The sequence below is a fragment of the Bacillota bacterium genome, assembly GCA_030019365.1.
In the GTDB taxonomy this organism is placed as follows: Bacteria; Bacillota; Sulfobacillia; order JACIYH01; family JACIYH01; genus JACIYH01.
Map to the genome: position 1 here is coordinate 412,774 of JASEFA010000002.1, position 18,359 is coordinate 431,132.

An 18,359-nucleotide genomic window follows, 5' to 3' on the forward strand; every position below is an offset into this window, starting at 1 on the left:
CATCTCCGGACCCTCTAGACCAGCTCCAGAATGACCATGGGGGCCCCGTCCCCCTGGCGGGGACCGATCTTCACCATACGGGTGTAGCCGCCCTCCTGGTGGGCATACCGGGCCGATATGGTGTCGAAAACCTTCCGGGCCACGTCCCGGTCCAGCAGGTATGCATACACGTCCCGCCGGGCGGCCAGGCCCCCTCCCCGGGCGCGGGTGATGAGCTTCTCCGCGACGGAGCTCACTTCGCGGGCGCGCGCTTCCGTAGTCCGGATCTTCTCTTCCCGGAACAGGGCGGTCACCAGGGACCGCAGCAGAGCCCGGCGCTGGGCCGAGGAACGGCCCAGTTTGGCATAACGGGCCACCTCCGACACTCCTTTACTCTTCGTCGGGCGAGGGGCGGAAGGAGAGGCCCAGGGAGGCCAGCTTCTCCCGCACCTCGTCCAGGGATTTCCTGCCCAGGTTGCGGACCTTGATCATCTCTTCGCCGGTCTTATCCACCAGCTCTGCCACCGTGTTGATGCCGGCCCGCTTCAGACAGTTATATGACCGCACCGACAGCTCGAGCTCCTCGATGGGCAAGGTGAGCAGGCGGTCGCGATCTCCCGCCACGGGGGGGACAGGCGTCTCCTCCCGCACCGGCCGCTGCACCGAAGCGAAGAGGGCCAGGTGGTCGGTGAGGATCTTCGCCGCCGCCGCCACTGCCTCATCGGGAGCGATGCCCCCGTTGGTCCACACCTCCAGGATGAGCCGGTCCAGGTTGGTGATGTGACCGACGCGGGTGTCCTCTACCGTGAAGTTCACCCGCCGCACGGGGCTGAAGATGGCATCCACGGCGACGACCCCGATGGGGTCGTCCGGCCGCTTGTTGCGCTCCGCCGGCACGAACCCCACGCCCCGCTCCACCCGCATTTCCATCGCCAGCCGGCCACCCTGTTCCACGGTGGCAATGCGCAGGTCGGGATTGAGGATCTCCACTTCAGGGTCGGCCTGGATGTCTCCCGCCCTCACCTCTGCTTCTCCCTGCACCTCCAGACGAAGGGTGCGCGAGCCATCCCCGTGCATCTTCAGGTTGAGGCTCTTCACGTTGAGGATGATCTCCGTCACATCCTCGAGCACCTGGGGTACGGTGGAGAACTCGTGCAGCACCCCGTCGATGCGTACCTGGGTCACGGCCGCTCCCTGCAGGGATGACAGCAGCACCCGGCGCAGGGAGTTGCCCAGGGTGACCCCGAAACCCCGCTGCAGCGGCTCCACCACGAACTTGCCATACGTCTCGTCCGGGGCGAGCTCCACGCACTGGATCTTGGGCTCAACGCCATCCCACATCAGGCTAGCCTCCTTGGGCTACTTGGAATACAGTTCCACGATCAGGTGCTCCTGGACGGGAGTGTCGATCTCGTCCCGCCGCGGGTAGCGAAGCACCCGCGCCTCCATCCTGTCCACGTCCACATCCAGCCAGGCCACCGGCGTACGGGCACGGGCCCGCTCCTGCATCTCCTGGAAGCGGACCCTGTCCCGGGAACGCGGGTGAACCGACACCACGTCCCCCTCGCGCACCAGGTAAGACGGGATGGACACCCGCCTGCCGTTGACGGTGAAGTGCCCGTGGCGCACCATCAGGCGGGCCTCGGAGCGAGAAGCCGCCAGCCCCATCCGGTACACCACGTTGTCCAGCCGGCGCTCCAGGATCTGGAGCAGGGCCTCACCGGTGACACCCCGGGCCCGGGAGGCCATCTCGAAGTAACGCCGGAACTGCCGTTCCAGGATGCCGTAAATGCGGCGCGCCTTCTGCTTCTCCCGCAGTTGCAGGGAATACTCGGTGGGCTTGGTCCGCCCTCTGCCCCGCTCTCCGGGCGGGCTGGCGCGCACCTTACGCCCTTCCAGAGGGCAGTGGGGGGTGTAGCAGCGCTCTCCCTTCAGGAAGAGCTTAACCCCCTCGCGACGACACAGGCGACACACAGGTCCGGTGTAACGGGCCAACCGGATCACCTCCTACACACGCCGGCGCTTGGGCGGCCGGCAGCCGTTGTGAGGGATAGGGGTAACGTCCTTGATGAGGCTCACCTCCAGACCGGTAGCCTGCAGGGCCCGGATGGCCGCCTCCCGGCCGGAACCGGGTCCCTTGACGTACACCTCCACCTCCCGCATCCCCAGGTCCAGGGCGGTGCGCGCCGCCGCCTCCGCCGCCATCTGGGCGGCATACGGCGTGCCCTTGCGAGACCCCTTGAACCCCTGGGTCCCTGCCGACGCCCAGGTCAGCACCTTGCCGGCAGGATCCGCGATGGTGACAACGGTGTTGTTGAAGGTGGACTTGATGTGAGCCACACCCTTGGGAACAATGATCCGCTCTTTCTTTCTGGCACGGGGACCTCTGCGCGGCAAACCGCCACCTCCTCACTTCTTGCGCCGCACGCCCACGGTCTTCCGGGGACCCTTGCGCGTACGGGCGTTGGTGCGGGTGCGCTGACCCCGCACGGGCAGGCCCCGGCGGTGCCTGATCCCGCGGTAGCACCCGATGTCTATGAGTCGCTTGACGTTGAGCTGGACCTCCCGCTGCAGGTCGCCTTCCACCTTGAAGTTGCTGTCGATGTACTCGCGGATGCGGGAGATCTCCTCTTCGGTGAGATCCTTCACCCGGGTGTCCGGGTTGACCCCCGTGGCCTGCAGGATCTGCCGGGCCCGAGAGAAGCCGATGCCGTAGATTACCGGAAGGGCGGCTTCGATCCGCCGCTCCCGGGGCAGGTCAACACCTGCTATTCTTGCCATTACTTTCCCTCCTTAACATGGGGGCCGCGGCGGTCCGACTGCGTGGCCGGAGGAGCACCGGCCGCAACCGTTGCGCGGGCCGCGACGCCCCGGCCTCAGCTGCCCTGACGTTGCTTGTGCTTGGGGTTGGGACAGATGATCATCACCCGTCCCTTCCGCCTGATCACCTTACACTTCTCACACATTTTCTTCACAGAGGGCCTTACCTTCACGGCCCCCACCTCCCCTTCAACGGTGGCGGTACACGATTCTTCCCCGGGTCAGGTCGTAAGGGGAGAGCTGGATCACCACCCGGTCACCCGGGATGATGCGGATGAAGTTCAGCCGGATCTTGCCCGACACGTGGGCCAGGATGCGATGCCCGTTTTCCAGCTCCACCCGGAACATGGCGTTGGGCAGGTTCTCGATCACCCGCCCCTCCACCTCGATCACGTCATCCCGGGCCATGCCTCAACCTCCCCAGCCACCGGTCAACCTCCCTTTTCTTCGGGTTCCCCGGCTTCCTGCTGCACGCGGCGCAGGAATCCACGGACCTCGCCGTCGCTGACGATCCCTCCGCCCGCCAGTCGCCGGGCCAGCTCTTCCATCGCGATTCCCTGGGGACGCAGGTGGCGCGCATTCTTCTTCTTAGGGCTCGCCACCTTGCGGCGATACCCGTCGGCCACCTGCACGAAGCGGTCGTCGATGATTCCGACTACCACATAATACTGCCCGCGGTCCCGCCCGGCCAGGGAGCAAACCACCTCTCCCAGGCGCAAGTCCCGCTCAGGCATCTTAACCTCCCTCCCGGGGGTCGGTCAAGATCAGGGGCCCGTTCGCCGTTATGGCCACGGTGTGCTCGAAGTGGGCCGACAGCTTCCCGTCTGCCGTCACCGCCGTCCAACCGTCGGAAAGCACCACCACTTCCGGCCCGCCCGCGTTCACCATGGGTTCGATGGCCAGGGTCATCCCGGGCCGAAGCACCGGCCCCAGGCCGGGGGGGCCGAAGTTGGGGACCTGGGGATCTTCGTGCATGTGGCGGCCGATGCCGTGCCCCACGAACTCGCGCACCACAGAAAAGCCCCGCGCCTCCGCGTACGACTGCACGCTGTGGGAGATATCGGAGAGGTGATTGCCCGCCCGCGCCCGGGCGATACCCTCCAGCAATGCCCCCCTGGTGACCTCCAGCAGGTGGGAGGCCTCTTCCGACACCTCCCCTACCGGAAAGGTGGCGGCGGCATCTCCATAGTATCCCTCCAGGAGCAACCCCACGTCTACGCTGACGATGTCACCCTCCCGCAGGCGACGGCTGCCCGGCACCCCGTGCACGACCTGGTCGTTCACGGAAGCGCAGATGGTGGCCGGGAAGGGGGGACGCTGTCCGGGGATCTCACCATAGCCCTTGAAGGCAGGCACCGCCCCGTGCCGGAGGATGAAATCCTCGGCGAAACGGTCCAGTTCCCGCAGTCTCACCCCGGGGGCCACCCTCTCACCCAGCGCCTCCAGCAATCTCGCCACCAGCCTGCCCGCCCCGCGCATGACCTCCAGTTCTCTCTCCGACTTGAGGACGATCAAGAGCCGTCCTTCCTTCCCACGCGCCCGTCCACCGCCTCCAGGATGGCCCGGGTCACCTCCTCCACCGTCCCCACGCCGTCCACCTCTACCAGAAGTCCCCGATCCCGGTAGAACTCCACCAGCGGGGCGGTCTGCCGCCGGTACACGGCCAGCCGGCGGGCCACCGTCTGGGGGCGGTCGTCCTCCCGCTGGATCAGCTCGCCGCCGCAGGTGTCGCAACGTCCGGCCTGCCGGGGGGCACGAAACTCCAGGTGGTAGCTGGCTCCGCACTGCGAGCACACCCGCCGCCCCGACGCCCGGCGCACCAGCTCCTCTTCGCTCACCACCAGGTCCACCACCGCATCCAGACCGGGGCCCCGCTCGCGCAGCATCTCCTCCAGCGCTTCCGCCTGCGGCAGAGTTCGGGGATATCCGTCCAGCACGAACCCGCGGGCGCAATCGTCCCGACCCAGCCGGGCCGCCACCGCCCCGTTCACCACCTGATCGGGGACCAGTTCCCCCCGCTGCATGTACTCCTGGGCCAGCTTCCCCAGGGGGGTCCCCTCGGCCACCGCCTGGCGGAAGGCATCCCCCGTAGAAACATGGGGCACGCCCCAACTCACGCCCAGGCGGGCCGCCTGGGTGCCCTTGCCCGACCCCGGGGGGCCCAGCAGGACCACGCGCATGCCCTTCCTCCTAGCGCAGGAAGCCCTGATACTGGCGCATGACCAGGTGGGCTTCGATCTGCTTCATGGTTTCCAGGGCCACACCCACCACGATCAGGAGGGCCGTGCCCCCGAAGTAAAGACCCGGGATGTTGGTAAACGCACCCATCATGTAAGGCATGACGGCTATCACGGCCAGGAACAGGGAACCGGCCAGGGTCACCCGGTTCATCACCCGGGTCAGGTAATCGGCGGTGGGCTTCCCCGGCCGCAGGCCGGGGATGAAGCCGCCGTACTTCTTGATGTTATTGGCCACGTCGTTGGGATTGAACACGATGGCGGTGTAGAAGTAAGTGAAGAACACCACCAGGATGGCGTAGGTGCTGAGGTACAGGGGCCGGTCCATGCGGAACCAGTTGGCGAAGTTGACCGCCCAGGGCCGGTTGATGAAGGTGGACAGGGTGAGGGGGAAAGTGAGGAGCGAGGAGGCGAAGATGATGGGGATGACCCCGGCATGGTTGACCCGCAGGGGGATGTGAGCGGACTGGCCGCCGTACATGCGCCGGCCCACCACCCGCTTGGGATACTGCACCGGCAGGCGGCGCTGACCCTCGTTCACCCAGACCACGGCAGCGATGGCCAGGGCCCCCACCGCCGCCAGAAGGGCCAGGTTGAACCAGTTGATGCGCCCGCCCCTCAGATAGGTGCCGATGGAGCCGGCGCCCGCGGGCAGGCGGGCCACGATGCCGGCGAAGATGAGCAGGGAAATGCCGTTGCCGATTCCCTTCTCGGTGATCTGTTCACCCAGCCACATCAGGAAGGCCGTACCGGCGGTGAGGGAGAGGGCGATGACGGTGAAGGAACCCCAGGTGGGGTTGATGACCGCGCTGCGCAACCCCACGGTCATGCCATAGGCCTGGATGAGGGCCAGCACCACGGTCAGATACCGGGTATACTGGGTGATCTTCTTGCGCCCTTCCTCTCCCTCTTTGGCCAGCTCCTCCAGCCGGGGGATGACCAGGGTGAGCAGTTGGAAGATGATGGAGGCGTTGATATAGGGGGTGACGCTCATGGCGAACACGGAGAAGGTGCGCAGAGCGCCACCGGAGAAGAGATCCAGCAACCCGAACAGGGTGCCCTCCTTGAACAGCTTCTGGATCACGCTGGCGTCGATCCCCGGGACCGGCACGTGGGTACCCACTCGCAATACGAAGAACATGGCCAGGGTGAACAGGATGCGCCGCCTCAGGTCGGGCAGGCGCCAGGCCCGGCGCAGGCTCTCCAGCATCAGCTTACCACCTCAACCCTGCCGCCCCGGGCTGCGATCACTTCTCCGGCCTTTTCGGAGACGGCATGTACTCGCACTTCCAGTTGCCGTTCCAGGCTCCCCCGTGCCAGCACCTTGACGGGGAGGTTCTTCTTCACCAATCCTTCTTTTCTGAGCAGGTCCTCAGTCACCACGGTACCGTCGGGGAAACGGTTGAGCTGGTCCAGATTCACGACGGCGTACTCCCGCCGGAAGGGATTGGTGAAGCCGCGCTTGGGCATGCGCCTCTGCAGGGGCATCTGCCCGCCTTCGAAGCCGGGGCGGACACCGCCGCCGGCCCGCGCTTTCTGCCCCTTGTGCCCGCGGCCGGCTGTCTTGCCGTGACCGGAACCGATGCCGCGGCCCACCCTCTTTGGGGACTTGCGGCTCCCCGGTGCCGGACGCAGGTCACCTACCCGCACCGCGACCACCTCCCGCCATCTCGTCCACCCGCTTGCCCCGCAGGCCCGCCACCTGCTCGGGCGACCTGAGCTGCCGCAGAGCATCCATGGTGGCGTAGACCACATTGATAGCGTTGGCAGAACCCAGGGACTTGGAAAGCACGTCCCTGATGCCGGCCGCCTCCATGACCGCCCGCACCGGACCGCCTGCGATCACGCCGGTACCGGGAGCGGCCGGACGGAGCAGCACCAGACCTGCCCCGAAGTGCCCCCGCACCTCGTGCGTGATGGTGGTGCCCCGGCGCGGCACCTCGACCATACTCTTCTTGGCGTCCTCGATGCCCTTGCGGATGGCTTCGGGGATCTCGGCCGCCTTGCCCAGGCCGGCTCCCACCCGTCCCTCCCCGTCGCCCACCACCACCAGGGCACTGAAGGAGAACCGCCGACCCCCCTTCACCACCTTGGCCACCCGGTTGAGGGAGACCACCTTCTCTTTGAACTCCGGGGACTGCGTCCCCTCCTGCATCTGCTGCTGACGCGGCAAAGCCTTCCCTCCCTTAGAACTGGAGCCCGGCGGAGCGAGCTCCCTCCGCCAGGGCGGCCACCCGACCGTGATAACGGTATCCTCCCCGGTCGAAGGCGACCCTGCTGATGCCCTTCTCCAGGGTGCGCTTCCCGACGAGTTCGCCCACCCGGCGAGCAGCCGCCACATTGCCCCCGTGGGACAATTCCTTCCGCAACTCGGGATCCAGGGAGGAGGCAGCCGCCAGGGTTCGCCCGGAGGTGTCGTCGATCACCTGGGCGTAAATGTGCCTGCCGGAGCGAAACACGGAGAGCCGGGGCCGCCCGGCGGTGCCTCTCACGTCCCGGCGCACCCGCAGGTGTCTCCTCTCTCTCCTCCACGCGCGTTCTTCCGCCCGCACTGCGGCCACCTCCACCTACTTCTTCCCGGCCTTGCCGGCCTTGCGGCGGATGCGCTCGCCTGCATACATGATCCCCTTGCCCTTGTATGGCTCGGGCGGGCGCACCTCCCGCACCCGGGCCGCCACCTGGCCCACCAGCTCTTTGTCGGCGCCCCGCACCACGACGCGGTTGGGGGCGGGCACATCGAACTCGATGCCCGCGGGGGGTTCCATCTCCACGGGATGGGAGTACCCGACCGTCAGCACCAACTTCTTCCCCGACCTGGCGGCCCGGTAGCCCACACCCTCCAGCTGGAGGGACTTCTCGAATCCCTGTGTCACCCCGGTTACCATGTTGGCCAGGAGCACCCGGGTCAGACCGTGCAGGGCCCGGTGAAACGGTTCATCGGAAGGCCGCTCCACCTTGAGGGAGCGATCCCCCAGGCTGATGCGCATGTCGGGGTGGAACTCCCGTTCCAGGGTGCCCTTGGGCCCCTTCACCCTGACCAGCGGTCCTTCCAGGGTTACCTCCACCCCTGCGGGGATGGGGACCGGTTTTCTGCCTACCCGAGACAAGCTGCATCCCTCTTTCCCTTGGCGGTGCTGCCTACCAGATGTAGCACAGCACCTCGCCCCCCAGGCCCAACTGGCGCGCCTTGCTATCCGTCATCAACCCCTTGGGCGTGGATATGATGGCGACGCCCAATCCTCCCAGCACCCGGGGGAGCTCATCCTTGCCGGCGTACACCCGCAGGCCGGGGCGGCTGATACGCCTGGAACCGGTGATCACCCGCGTCTTCTGGGGCCCGTACTTCAGGTGGATGCGCAGGAGACCCTGGGGCCCCTGCTCGATCCACTCGTAGTCGCGGATGTAGCCTTCCTGCTTGAGGATTTCCGCGATCCCGCGCAGGACCCTGGACCCGGGGACATCCACCCGATCGTGCCGGGCCTTCACCGCGTTACGGATGCGGGTGAGCATGTCTGCTATGGGGTCACTTGGGGGCATGGGCCCGACCTCCTTACTACCAGCTCGCCTTCCGGATGCCGGGGATCTCCCCCCGGTGAGCAGCCTCCCGGAAGCACATCCGGCACATGTCAAACAGCCGCATATATCCCCGGGCCCGCCCGCAGATGCGGCAGCGGCGCACCGCCCTCACCCGGTACCTGGGGGTCTTCTTCGCCTTCTCGATCTTGGCCCTGGTTGCCAGGATCTTCACCTCCTCACCGGAAAGGGACGCCCCTCACTCCGGCCGAAACGGCATGCCCAGCAGGCCCAGCAACTCGCGGGCCTCTTCGTCGCTGCGGGCCGTGGTGGCGATGGTGACGTCCATCCCCCGCACTTTCTCCACCTTGTCGTAGTCGATCTCCGGGAACACCAGCTGCTCCCGGATACCCAGGGAGTAATTACCCCGCCCGTCGAAGCTGTGGGGCGATATCCCCCGGAAGTCCCGCACCCGGGGCAGGGCGATGTGAAAGAGCCGTTCCAGGAAAGACCACATGCGATCCCCGCGCAGGGTAACCTTGCACCCGATCTTCATCCCCTTGCGCACCTTGAAGGCGGCCACCGATTTGCGCGCCTGGGTGACGACGGGGTGCTGCCCCGTGATGGCGGCCAGATCCGCCACCGCCGCGTCCAGCAGCTTGGGGTTCCCGATGGCGTCCCCCACCCCCATGTTGACGACCACCTTTTCCACCCGGGGGACCTCCAGGGGGCTGCGGTATCCGAACTTTTCCATCATGGCGGGAACCACGTGTTCCCGGTACCTTTTCTTCATTGCCGCTTCCACCGCTTGCCCTCCTAGCGGTCGATGACCTCACCGCACCGTTTGCACACCCTGACCTTGCGCCCGTCTTCCAGGAAGGTGTGTCCCACCCGGGTGGGCTTGTGGCAACGGGTACACACCAGCATCACATTGCTGGCGTGGAGGGGGGCTTCCTTCTGGATGATGCCCCCCTGCATCACCTTTGCGGTGGGACGCTGGTGGCGCTTGACCAGGTTCACCTGCTCCACCACCACGCGCCCCTTGTCCGGGTCGGTGCGGAGGATCTTTCCCCGCGCGTCCTTGTGTTTGCCGGAGATGACCACCACGGTATCACCGGTGCGCACGTGCAACTTCATCTCTTCCACCTGCCTACAACACCTCGGGGGCCAGGGAGATGATCTTGGTGAATTCCTTCTCCCGCAGCTCCCGGGCCACGGGCCCGAAGATGCGGGTGCCGCGCGGCTCCCGGCCGTCCTTCAGGATCACCGCCGCATTGTTATCGAACCTGATCCAGGAACCGTCTTCCCGGTGCACGCCGTGGCGGCTGCGCACTATCACCGCGCGCACCACGTCACCCCTCTTCACCGCCCCGCCCGGGGTGGCTTCTTTGACGGCAGCCACTATCACGTCGCCCACATTGCCGTAGCGGCGATTGGGGCCGCCCAGCACCCGGATGCACATGATCTCCCGGGCACCCGTATTGTCCGCTACCTGTAACCTGGTCTGGGGCTGGATCATGGCCCCTCCCTCCCTACCTGGCTCGTTCGAGGACGCGCACGACCCGCCATCTCTTCTCCTTGCTCAGGGGTCTGGTCTCCATGATCAGCACCCGATCCCCCACGTGGCACCCTATCTCGTCGTGCGCCTTGAATCGGGAAGTCCGCCGCATGCGCCGCCCATAGAGGGGGTGGGCCACCACCCGCTCCACCGCCACCACCACCGTCTTCTGCATCTTGTCGGAGACCACGGTCCCTACCACTTCCTGGCGCCGGCCGCGCTCGGTCATACCCGTCCCTCCCTGGCCAGCTCCATCTCCCGCATCACCGTCTTCACGCGGGCGATGTCCTTGCGTACCTGGCGGATGCGCATGATGTTATCCAGTTGCCCGGTGGCCATCTGAAAGCGCAGGTTGAACAGCTCACCCTTCAGGTCCTTCAGCCTGGCCTCCAGTTCCTCGGCCGTCATTTCTCGGATATCCCTGGCCTTCATTGAGCCTCACCGCCCGATGCGGGCACCACTTCCTCCCGCTTCACGAAGCGGGTTCTGATGGGCAGCTTGTGGCCGGCCAGGCGCATGGCCTCTCGGGCGACGGCCTCATCCACCCCCGCCACCTCGAAGAGGATGCGTCCCGGCTTCACCACTGCCACCCAGTATTCCGGGTTCCCCTTGCCGCTCCCCATGCGGGTCTCCGCCGGCTTGGCCGTCACCGGCTTGTCGGGGAAGATCTTGATCCACACCTTGCCGCCGCGCCGCATGAACCTGGTGATGGCCACGCGCGCCGCCTCGATCTGGCGGTCGGTGATCCAGGCCGGCTCCAGGGCCTGCAGCCCGAACTCACCGTAGAGCACCTCGTTCCCGGAGTACGCGGCACCCTTCCTGCGGCCCCGGTGCTGCCTGCGCCACTTCACGCGCTTGGGGCTAAGCACGGGTCAGGCCCCCCTCTCCACGGTCCGCCGGCGGTCGGGCAGGATCTCGCCCTTGTAGATCCACACCTTGACCCCGATCTGGCCGTACGTGGTGCGGGCCTCCGCGAACCCGTAGTCGACGTCCGCCCGCAGTGTCCCCAGCGGGACCTTGCCCTCGCTGGCCCGCTCCCGCCGGGCGATTTCAGCGCCGGCGATGCGACCGGAGACGATGATCCTGACCCCTTTGGCTCCCGCCCGCATGGCCCGGCCGACGGCGGACTTCATGGCCCGCCGGTGGGAGATGCGCTTCTCCAGCTGGGAGGCAATGCTCTCCGCCACCAGCTGGGCGTCCAGGTCCCCCACCTTCACTTCCGCGATGTTGATGGAGACGTGCTTCCCTGTCAGGGCTTCCAGTTGCTTGCGCAACTCCTCCACCCGGGTGCCGCCCTGGCCGATCACCAGGCCGGGCTTACCTGTGTGAATGGTGATGCGCAGCCGGTTGGCGGCCCGTTCGATCTCCACCCGGGAGATGCCGGCCGCGTACAGCCTTTCCTTGATGAACCGGCGGATCCTGTGATCCTCGTGCAGGACGTCCGCGAACTGCTTCTTGGGGACGATCCAGCGGGAGTCCCAGTCCTTGTTGATCCCTATGCGGAACACCTTGGGATGCACCTTCTGGCCCATCAGTCGCCCTCCCGTTCCCGCACCACCATGGTGATGTGACAGGTGCGCCGCAGGATGGGGAACGCCTGCCCCCGCATGCGGGGATGCCAGCGTTTGAGGACGGGACCGGGCCCCACCAGAGCCTCCGCCACGTACAGGCTCTTGCGTTCCATGTCGAAGTTGTTCTCTGCGTTGGCCGCGGCCGAGCGCAGGACCTTCGCCACGGCGCGCGCCGCCCGGCGCGGGGAGAAGCGCAGGATGGAGAGCGCCTCGTCCACCGGCTTGCCCCGCACCAGCCTGAGCACCAGGTTCACCTTGGTAGGAGAGAGCCGCACGAAGCGCGCCGCAGCCCGCGCCGATTCCGCCCTGGCTGTCTTCTTCGCCATCCCTCTTCCTCCCTCACTTCAGGGCCGTGGAGCGCTCGGTATGGGCGCCATGGCCGCGGAACATGCGGGTGGGAGCAAACTCGCCCAGCTTGTGTCCCACCATTTCCTCGGTAACGTACACGGGGACGTGCTTGCGCCCGTCGTACACGGCAACGGTGTGGCCCACCATCTCGGGGACGATGGTGCAGGCGCGGGCCCAGGTCTTGATCACCCGCTTCTCCGCCCTCCTGTTCAGCGCCACTATCTTTTCCAGGAGCTTCCCGTCCACGTAGGGACCCTTCTTGCTGGAACGGCCCATCTTCTTCCTCCTAACCGCGGCGCCGCTTCACGATCAACCGGTCGGACGGCTTGTTCTTCTTCCGGGTCTTGTGCCCCAAGGTGGGCTTGCCCCAGGGGGTCAGGGGACCGGGGTGCCCGACGGGCGCCTTGCCCTCCCCGCCGCCGTGGGGGTGATCCACCGGGTTCATCACCGCGCCGCGCGTGGTGGGGCGAATGCCCAGCCAGCGCTTCCGGCCGGCCTTACCCAGGGATACGTTCTCGTGGTCCAGGTTGCCCACCTGGCCCACGGTGGCCCGGCACCCCAGGGGGAAGAGGCGCTGCTCCCCCGAGGGGAGGCGGAGGAGGGCAAATCCCCCTTCCTTGGCCATCACCTGGGCAGCGGCCCCCGCCGCCCGCGCCACCTGGCCGCCCTTACCGGGGGTGAGCTCGATGTTGTGCACCACCGTGCCCACCGGGATGTTGGCCAGGGGCAGGGTATTACCGGGCCTGATGTCGGCAGCCGGCCCTGCCTCCACTCGATCGCCCGCCCTGAGCCCCAGGGGCGCCAGCACGTACCGCTTTTCACCGTCGGCGTAGTGGAGCAGGGCGATGTGAGCGGACCGGTTGGGATCGTATTGGATGGCAGCCACCCGGGCCGGGACACCTTCCTTGTCGCGGCGGAAGTCAACCAGCCGGTAGAAGCGCCGGCGGCCTCCTCCCCGGTGGCGCACGGTAACGCGTCCCTGGAAGTTGCGACCCGCATGCCGGTGCAGCCGCACGAGCAGCGACTTCTCGGGTTCCTTGCCGGTGATCTCGTCGAACGCCAGCACTGTCATCTGCCGGCGCCCGGGCGTGGTCGGCTTAAAGCCCCTCACGGGCATAGACCCAGACCTCCATTCCTACATGCCCTCGAAGAGCTGGATCTTCTCTCCGGGAGCCAGAGTCACCACAGCCTTCTTCCAGGCGGGAGTCCGTCCCCGATGCACCCCCAAGCGCCGGGGCTTTCCCCGGTAGCGGGAGGTGTTCACGGACCGCACCTTCACCCGGAACAGCTCCTCCACCGCCTGGCGGACCTGTACCTTGGTGGCGCGGGGATGCACCACGAAGGTGTACTTCCCCTGACCCATGAGGGCGTTGGATTTCTCCGATACTATGGGACGGATGATGACGTCGTGGATGTCCTTCACGACAGGACCTCCTCCACCCGCGCCACCGCCTCCGGGCTGAAGAGCAAGAGGTCGTGGTCCAGCACCTGATAGGTGTGGAGCTGGTGGGCCACAGCCGTATCCACGCCCGGGATGTTGCGCGCGGAAAGCTCCAGGTTGCGGTCCCGGGCGGCGGTCACGATCAGGGTGGAGCCGGTGGCCCCCAGCCTCTTCAGCATCCCGGCCAGGGTGCGCGTCTTCGGTTCTTCCAGCGACAGATCCTGCACCACCCTGACAGCCCCCTCCCGTACCCGCGCGGAAAGGGCGCTGCGCAGGGCCTGTCGCCGCGCCTTCACGGGGATGGAGAACCCGTAGTCGCGGGGCTTGGGCCCGAACGCCACCCCGCCCTTTCGCCACAGGGGAGACCGGATGCTGCCGTGGCGGGCCCGTCCGGTGCCCTTCTGGCGCCAGGGCTTGCGCCCGCCCCCGGAGACCTCGGCCCGGGTGAGGGTGGACGCCGTCCCCACCCGCCTGCGGGCCAGGTGGGCCACCACCGCGGCGTGCATGAGGTGCTCGTTGGGCTCCTGACCGAAGACCCGCCCGGCCACCTCGATTTCTCCTACCTGTACGCCATCTCGATTGACAACCGGTACCTGTAACATGGCCAACTACCCCTTGACGGCACTTCTTACGAACACCAGACCTCCGCGGGGCCCCGGCACCGCTCCCCGCACGAGGAGCAGGCCGTGCTCGGGATCGACGCGTTCCACGCGCAGGTTCTGTACCGTCACTTTCTCGGCACCCAGGTGGCCGGGCATCTTCCGCCCCGGGAACACCCGCCCGCCACCGCCCGACATGCGCCCGCCGGTGGCCAGGCTGCCCGTGCCGCGGTGGTACTTGGAACCGTGGGCCATGGGACCGCGGCCGAAGCCCCAGCGCCGGACACCGCCGGCGAACCCCTTGCCCTTGCTGATCCCCGTTACATCCACCCGTTCGCCAGGCTTGAACAGGTCCGCCTTGATCTCCTGACCCACCTGATACGCCTCGGGCTCTTCCACCCGCATCTCCCGGAGCACCCGCAGCGGCCGCACACCTGCCCGGGCCAGGTGCCCCCGCAGAGGCCGGTTCAGGCGGCTCTCCTTCACCTCTTCGAACCCCAACTGGACGGCCTTGTAGCCGTCCCGGGCTGCGGTGCGCTTCTGCACCACCACGCACGGCCCGGCCCTGACCACGGTCACCGGTATTGCCCGGCCGGCATCGTCGAACACCTGGGTCATACCCAGCTTTCTACCCAGGATCCCCTTCACCGTCATCACCCCCGGCTACTGCCTGATCTCGATGTCTACGCCGGCGGGGAGATCCAGGCGCATGAGGGCGTCCACCGTACGCTGGTTGGGCTCCAGGATGTCGATGAGACGCCTGTGGGTACGCATCTCGAACTGCTCCCGGTGGTCCTTTTCCCCGTTGGGAGCCACCAGCACGGTGAAAACCTTGCGTTCGGTGGGCAGGGGGATGGGGCCAGACACCCTGGCCCCCGTCCGCCGCGCCGTGTCCACGATGCGTTCCGCCGACTGGTCCAGTATCTTATGGTCGAAGGCCCGTAGCTTGATGCGTATCTTCTGACCGGGCATGCCGCCCCTCCTCACTCGTGGACGCCCGTCACTACCCCGGCCCCCACCGTGCGTCCACCCTCGCGGATGGCGAAGCGCAACCCGCCCTCAATGGCGATGGGGGTGATTAGCTCCACTTCCATGTTGATGTTGTCGCCGGGCATGACCATCTCCACGCCCTCGGGGAGCTTGATGGTGCCGGTGACGTCGGTGGTACGAAAGTAGAACTGGGGCCGATATCCGGGGAAGAAGGGGGTGTGACGGCCGCCTTCCTCCTTGGTGAGCACGTACACCTCCGCCGCGAAGCGGGTGTGCGGCTTGATGGAACCGGGCTTGGCCAGGACGTGACCCCGCTCCACCTCATCCTTATCGATGCCCCGCAGCAGCACCCCGATGTTGTCGCCCGCCACGGCTTCGTCCAGGGTCTTGCGGAACATCTCCACACCGGTGGCCACCGTCTTGCGCGGCCGGTCGGCAAACCCCACGATCTCTACCTCGTCGCCCACCTTCACCCGGCCCCGCTCCACCCGGCCGGTGGCCACGGTACCGCGGCCGGTGATGGAGAAGACGTCTTCCACCGGCATCAGGAAGGGCTTGTCGACCTCGCGTACGGGGGTGGGGATGAAGTCGTCAACGGCGTCCAGGAGCTCCCAGATCTTCCCGCACCACTGGCACTCCCGCTTGCCACACCCACACTCGAGGGCCTTCAGGGCCGAGCCCTTGATGACGGGAGTGTCGTCGCCCGGGAAGTTGTACTTGGTCAGCACCTCCCGGACTTCCAGCTCCGACAGCTCCAGGATCTCGGCGTCGTCGACCATGTCCACCTTGTTGAGGAACACCACCATGGAGGGAACCTCCACCTGGCGGGCCAGCAGCACGTGCTCCCGGGTCTGGGGCATGGGCCCGTCGGGGGCGGAAACCACCAGGATGGCCCCGTCCATCTGCGCCGCGCCGGTGATCATGTTCTTGATGTAGTCAGCGTGGCCCGGGCAGTCCACGTGGGCATAGTGCCGCTTGGGTGTCTCGTATTCCACGTGGGCGGTGTTGATGGTGATGCCGCGCGCCTTCTCCTCCGGTGCCTTGTCGATCTGCTCGAAGGGCACGTACTCCGCCATGCCGTGCTGGGCCAGCGCCTTGGTGATCGCTGCCGTCAGCGTGGTCTTGCCGTGGTCGATGTGCCCGATGGTGCCCACGTTCACGTGGGGCTTGGTGCGCTCGAACTTCTTCTTACCCAAGATTCCTTCCCCCTTCTAGACTCGGCTGCGGTATCCCGACCGCGCCAGTATACCCTCCAGTACCTGGGGTGGGACGGGCTGGTAGGAATCGAACTGCATGGTGTACGTCCCCCTCCCCTGGGTGAGGGATCTCAGGTCCGTAGCGTAACCGAACATCTCCGCCAGCGGGACCGTCCCCCGGATCACCTGGGCGTTACCGCGGGCTTCCAGGCCCTCAATGTGGCCCCTGCGGGCCGACACGTCTCCCATCACATCCCCCATGTACGCCTCCGGGACCACCACCTCCACCCTCATCACCGGCTCCAGCAGCACGGGGGCGCCCCTTTCCGCCGCCGAGCGGAAGGCCTGCGCCGCCGCGAGCTTGAACGCCACTTCCGATGAATCCACCTCGTGGTAAGACCCGTCGAACAGGGTCACCCGCACGTCGATAACCGGGTAGCCGGCCAGCACCCCGCCGGCCAGGGCTTCCCGTACACCCGCCTCCACCGCCGGGATGAATTCCCTGGGTACCGCACCGCCCACGATGCGGTCCTCGAACACGAACCCCGCCCCGCGAGGCAAAGGTTCCGCCCGCAGCCAGACGTGACCGTACTGCCCGCGGCCGCCGGTCTGCTTGATCCACTTCCCCTCCGCCTCCGCGGAAGCGGTGATGGTTTCCTTGTATGCGACCTGGGGGCGGCCCACATTGGCCTCCACCCTGAACTCCCGCAGCAGGCGATCCGCTATGATCTCCAGGTGCAACTCTCCCATACCTGAGATCAGGGTCTGCCCCGTCTCGGGATCCACCCGCACCCGGAAGGTGGGGTCCTCTTCCGACAGCCGGGCCAGCGAAACGCCCAGGCGGTCCTGGTCGGCCCGGGTGCGTGGCTCGATGGCCACCGAGATGACCGGCTCGGGGAAAGTCATGGGCTCCAGCACCAGGGGATACTCCTCCGGGCCCAGGGTATCTCCGGTGCTGGTATCCTTCAGTCCCACCGCGGCGGCGATGTCGCCCGCGTAGGCCTGGCGGGTGTCCTCCCGGTGGTTGGCGTGCATGTAGAGCACCCTGCCCACCCGCTCCTTGATGCCGCGGGTGGCGTTGTACACATAGGAGCCGGCGCTCAGCGTGCCGGAATACACCCGCAGGAAGGTAAGCTTGCCCACGTGGGGATCAGCCATCACCTTGAAGGCGAGGGCGCACAGAGGAGCATCGTCGCTCACCGCCCGCTCCTCCTCTTCGCCGGTGCGCGGGTTGACGCCCCACACCGCGGGGACGTCGAAGGGGGAAGGCAGGTAGTACACGACGGCATCCAGCAGGGGTTGCACGCCCTTGTTGCGGTAAGACGCCCCGCAGAGCACGGGCACGACCCGGTTGGCCAGTGTCCCCCGCCGCAGTGCCTGCCTGATGCGGTCGGGTTCCACGGGCTCCCCTTCCAGATAACGCGCCATGATCTCCTCATCGAAATCGCAGCAAGCCTCAACCAGTTTATCCCGCCAGGTATTGACGTGGTCGGCCAGCTCGGCCGGGATGGCGGTGACTTCGCTCCGGGTACCCAGCTCGTCTACGTAGATGATGGCTTCCTGGGAGACGAGGTCGACCACACCCTGGAAGCAGTCTTCCACCCCGATGGGCACCTGCACCGGCACGGGGCGAGCTCCCAGGCGGGTCCGCATCTCCTCCACCACCCGGAAGAAGTCGGCCCCCACGGTGTCCATCTTGTTTACGTAAGCAATACGCGGGACCGCGTAGCGGTCCGCCTGCCGCCAGACGGTCTCCGATTGGGGTTCCACGCCACCCTTGGCGCAGAAAATGGCGATCACACCGTCCAGGACCCGGAGGGAGCGCTCGACCTCCACCGTGAAATCCACGTGGCCGGGCGTGTCTATGATGTTGACCCGGTGGCCCTTCCAGTAGCAGGTAGTGGCCGCGGAGGTGATGGTGATGCCCCTCTCTTGCTCCTGCACCATCCAGTCCATGGTAGCGGAGCCTTCGTCCACCTCACCCATGCGGTGCACCCTGCCGGTGTAGAACAGGATGCGCTCGGTGGTGGTGGTTTTGCCGGCGTCGATGTGAGCTGCTATTCCAATGTTGCGCGTCTTCTCCAGCGGGTATTCCCTGGGCATCTCC

33 protein-coding genes are annotated in these 18,359 nt (G+C 66.9%); all 33 read right to left on the bottom strand.

All coding sequences use genetic code 11. The features are described 5' to 3' along the window. Positions 1-14: 14 nt before the first annotated feature. Positions 15-356 carry a 50S ribosomal protein L17 gene (gene rplQ, locus QME70_05240; protein MDI6894002.1) on the bottom strand — a complete coding sequence of 114 codons (342 nt, stop codon included), beginning with the start codon at positions 354-356 and terminating at the stop codon, positions 15-17. Positions 357-369: 13 nt separating this feature from the next. Beyond that, on the bottom strand, positions 370-1,320 hold the full coding sequence (locus QME70_05245) for a DNA-directed RNA polymerase subunit alpha (GenBank protein MDI6894003.1): 951 nt from the start codon (positions 1,318-1,320) through the stop codon (positions 370-372). An 18-nt stretch (positions 1,321-1,338) separates the two neighbouring features. Next, positions 1,339-1,974, bottom strand: coding sequence for a 30S ribosomal protein S4 (rpsD, locus tag QME70_05250; GenBank protein MDI6894004.1), 636 nt, complete (start codon positions 1,972-1,974; stop codon positions 1,339-1,341). A 12-nt stretch (positions 1,975-1,986) separates the two neighbouring features. After that, on the bottom strand, positions 1,987-2,376 hold the full coding sequence (rpsK, locus tag QME70_05255; protein ID MDI6894005.1) for a 30S ribosomal protein S11: 390 nt from the start codon (positions 2,374-2,376) through the stop codon (positions 1,987-1,989). A 12-nt stretch (positions 2,377-2,388) separates the two neighbouring features. Next, on the bottom strand, positions 2,389-2,760 hold the full coding sequence (gene rpsM, locus QME70_05260) for a 30S ribosomal protein S13 (GenBank protein ID MDI6894006.1): 372 nt from the start codon (positions 2,758-2,760) through the stop codon (positions 2,389-2,391). Between the two features lie 95 nt (positions 2,761-2,855). Beyond that, positions 2,856-2,972 carry a 50S ribosomal protein L36 gene (gene rpmJ / locus QME70_05265; protein MDI6894007.1) on the bottom strand — a complete coding sequence of 39 codons (117 nt, stop codon included), beginning with the start codon at positions 2,970-2,972 and terminating at the stop codon, positions 2,856-2,858. A 16-nt stretch (positions 2,973-2,988) separates the two neighbouring features. Further along, positions 2,989-3,207 (bottom strand): translation initiation factor IF-1, encoded by a 219-nt coding sequence (infA, locus tag QME70_05270; GenBank protein MDI6894008.1) that lies wholly within the window; start codon positions 3,205-3,207, stop codon positions 2,989-2,991. A gap of 23 nt (positions 3,208-3,230) precedes the next feature. Then, the gene (locus tag QME70_05275) at positions 3,231-3,533 is read right to left on the bottom strand and encodes a KOW domain-containing RNA-binding protein (protein ID MDI6894009.1); all 303 of its coding nucleotides are present in this window, start codon (positions 3,531-3,533) and stop codon (positions 3,231-3,233) included. A 1-nt stretch (position 3,534) separates the two neighbouring features. Continuing rightward, positions 3,535-4,314, bottom strand: a complete 780-nt coding sequence (gene map / locus QME70_05280; protein ID MDI6894010.1) for a type I methionyl aminopeptidase — start codon at positions 4,312-4,314, stop codon at positions 3,535-3,537. Further along, positions 4,311-4,979: an adenylate kinase gene (locus tag QME70_05285; GenBank protein ID MDI6894011.1), complete on the bottom strand. Its 669-nt coding sequence runs from the start codon at positions 4,977-4,979 to the stop codon at positions 4,311-4,313. The genes map and QME70_05285 overlap by 4 nt, the downstream gene beginning before the upstream one ends. Positions 4,980-4,989: 10 nt before the next feature. Next, a complete protein-coding gene (secY, locus tag QME70_05290; protein ID MDI6894012.1) occupies positions 4,990-6,246 on the bottom strand; it encodes a preprotein translocase subunit SecY in 1,257 nt (418 codons plus the stop codon). Further along, on the bottom strand, positions 6,246-6,686 hold the full coding sequence (rplO, locus tag QME70_05295) for a 50S ribosomal protein L15 (protein MDI6894013.1): 441 nt from the start codon (positions 6,684-6,686) through the stop codon (positions 6,246-6,248). The genes secY and rplO overlap by 1 nt, the downstream gene beginning before the upstream one ends. After that, a complete protein-coding gene (rpsE, locus tag QME70_05300; protein MDI6894014.1) occupies positions 6,673-7,191 on the bottom strand; it encodes a 30S ribosomal protein S5 in 519 nt (172 codons plus the stop codon). Before rpsE ends, rplO begins: the two co-directional genes overlap by 14 nt. A gap of 31 nt (positions 7,192-7,222) precedes the next feature. Next, entirely contained in the window at positions 7,223-7,588 is a 366-nt protein-coding gene (gene rplR, locus QME70_05305; GenBank protein ID MDI6894015.1) for a 50S ribosomal protein L18, read from the bottom strand. Positions 7,589-7,603: 15 nt separating this feature from the next. Next, complete coding sequence (gene rplF / locus QME70_05310; protein ID MDI6894016.1) at positions 7,604-8,143, bottom strand: 50S ribosomal protein L6; 540 nt, start codon at positions 8,141-8,143, stop codon at positions 7,604-7,606. A 31-nt stretch (positions 8,144-8,174) separates the two neighbouring features. Then, positions 8,175-8,573 (bottom strand): 30S ribosomal protein S8, encoded by a 399-nt coding sequence (gene rpsH / locus QME70_05315; GenBank protein MDI6894017.1) that lies wholly within the window; start codon positions 8,571-8,573, stop codon positions 8,175-8,177. 16 nt (positions 8,574-8,589) lie between these two features. Then, complete coding sequence (locus QME70_05320; protein MDI6894018.1) at positions 8,590-8,775, bottom strand: type Z 30S ribosomal protein S14; 186 nt, start codon at positions 8,773-8,775, stop codon at positions 8,590-8,592. A gap of 33 nt (positions 8,776-8,808) precedes the next feature. After that, on the bottom strand, positions 8,809-9,342 hold the full coding sequence (gene rplE / locus QME70_05325) for a 50S ribosomal protein L5 (protein MDI6894019.1): 534 nt from the start codon (positions 9,340-9,342) through the stop codon (positions 8,809-8,811). 23 nt (positions 9,343-9,365) lie between these two features. Continuing rightward, positions 9,366-9,686 (bottom strand): 50S ribosomal protein L24, encoded by a 321-nt coding sequence (gene rplX / locus QME70_05330; GenBank protein MDI6894020.1) that lies wholly within the window; start codon positions 9,684-9,686, stop codon positions 9,366-9,368. A gap of 13 nt (positions 9,687-9,699) precedes the next feature. Next, positions 9,700-10,068, bottom strand: coding sequence for a 50S ribosomal protein L14 (gene rplN, locus QME70_05335; protein ID MDI6894021.1), 369 nt, complete (start codon positions 10,066-10,068; stop codon positions 9,700-9,702). 13 nt (positions 10,069-10,081) lie between these two features. After that, positions 10,082-10,336 carry a 30S ribosomal protein S17 gene (rpsQ, locus tag QME70_05340; GenBank protein MDI6894022.1) on the bottom strand — a complete coding sequence of 85 codons (255 nt, stop codon included), beginning with the start codon at positions 10,334-10,336 and terminating at the stop codon, positions 10,082-10,084. Continuing rightward, positions 10,333-10,539 carry a 50S ribosomal protein L29 gene (rpmC, locus tag QME70_05345; GenBank protein ID MDI6894023.1) on the bottom strand — a complete coding sequence of 69 codons (207 nt, stop codon included), beginning with the start codon at positions 10,537-10,539 and terminating at the stop codon, positions 10,333-10,335. The genes rpsQ and rpmC overlap by 4 nt, the downstream gene beginning before the upstream one ends. Further along, positions 10,536-10,976, bottom strand: a complete 441-nt coding sequence (gene rplP, locus QME70_05350; protein MDI6894024.1) for a 50S ribosomal protein L16 — start codon at positions 10,974-10,976, stop codon at positions 10,536-10,538. The genes rpmC and rplP overlap by 4 nt, the downstream gene beginning before the upstream one ends. A 3-nt stretch (positions 10,977-10,979) precedes the next feature. Then, the gene (rpsC, locus tag QME70_05355; GenBank protein MDI6894025.1) at positions 10,980-11,639 is read right to left on the bottom strand and encodes a 30S ribosomal protein S3; all 660 of its coding nucleotides are present in this window, start codon (positions 11,637-11,639) and stop codon (positions 10,980-10,982) included. After that, positions 11,639-12,004, bottom strand: coding sequence for a 50S ribosomal protein L22 (rplV, locus tag QME70_05360; protein MDI6894026.1), 366 nt, complete (start codon positions 12,002-12,004; stop codon positions 11,639-11,641). Before rplV ends, rpsC begins: the two co-directional genes overlap by 1 nt. A 13-nt stretch (positions 12,005-12,017) precedes the next feature. Further along, the gene (rpsS, locus tag QME70_05365) at positions 12,018-12,302 is read right to left on the bottom strand and encodes a 30S ribosomal protein S19 (protein MDI6894027.1); all 285 of its coding nucleotides are present in this window, start codon (positions 12,300-12,302) and stop codon (positions 12,018-12,020) included. A 10-nt stretch (positions 12,303-12,312) separates the two neighbouring features. Next, positions 12,313-13,143 carry a 50S ribosomal protein L2 gene (gene rplB / locus QME70_05370; protein ID MDI6894028.1) on the bottom strand — a complete coding sequence of 277 codons (831 nt, stop codon included), beginning with the start codon at positions 13,141-13,143 and terminating at the stop codon, positions 12,313-12,315. Positions 13,144-13,161: 18 nt separating this feature from the next. After that, complete coding sequence (gene rplW / locus QME70_05375; protein ID MDI6894029.1) at positions 13,162-13,449, bottom strand: 50S ribosomal protein L23; 288 nt, start codon at positions 13,447-13,449, stop codon at positions 13,162-13,164. Beyond that, the gene (gene rplD, locus QME70_05380) at positions 13,446-14,069 is read right to left on the bottom strand and encodes a 50S ribosomal protein L4 (GenBank protein MDI6894030.1); all 624 of its coding nucleotides are present in this window, start codon (positions 14,067-14,069) and stop codon (positions 13,446-13,448) included. Before rplD ends, rplW begins: the two co-directional genes overlap by 4 nt. Positions 14,070-14,075: 6 nt before the next feature. After that, positions 14,076-14,720 carry a 50S ribosomal protein L3 gene (gene rplC, locus QME70_05385; protein ID MDI6894031.1) on the bottom strand — a complete coding sequence of 215 codons (645 nt, stop codon included), beginning with the start codon at positions 14,718-14,720 and terminating at the stop codon, positions 14,076-14,078. Positions 14,721-14,729: 9 nt separating this feature from the next. Then, positions 14,730-15,038, bottom strand: coding sequence for a 30S ribosomal protein S10 (gene rpsJ / locus QME70_05390; protein ID MDI6894032.1), 309 nt, complete (start codon positions 15,036-15,038; stop codon positions 14,730-14,732). A gap of 11 nt (positions 15,039-15,049) precedes the next feature. After that, positions 15,050-16,252, bottom strand: a complete 1,203-nt coding sequence (gene tuf / locus QME70_05395) for an elongation factor Tu (GenBank protein ID MDI6894033.1) — start codon at positions 16,250-16,252, stop codon at positions 15,050-15,052. Positions 16,253-16,267: 15 nt separating this feature from the next. After that, positions 16,268-18,355: an elongation factor G gene (gene fusA, locus QME70_05400; protein ID MDI6894034.1), complete on the bottom strand. Its 2,088-nt coding sequence runs from the start codon at positions 18,353-18,355 to the stop codon at positions 16,268-16,270. Positions 18,356-18,359 lie beyond the last annotated feature (4 nt).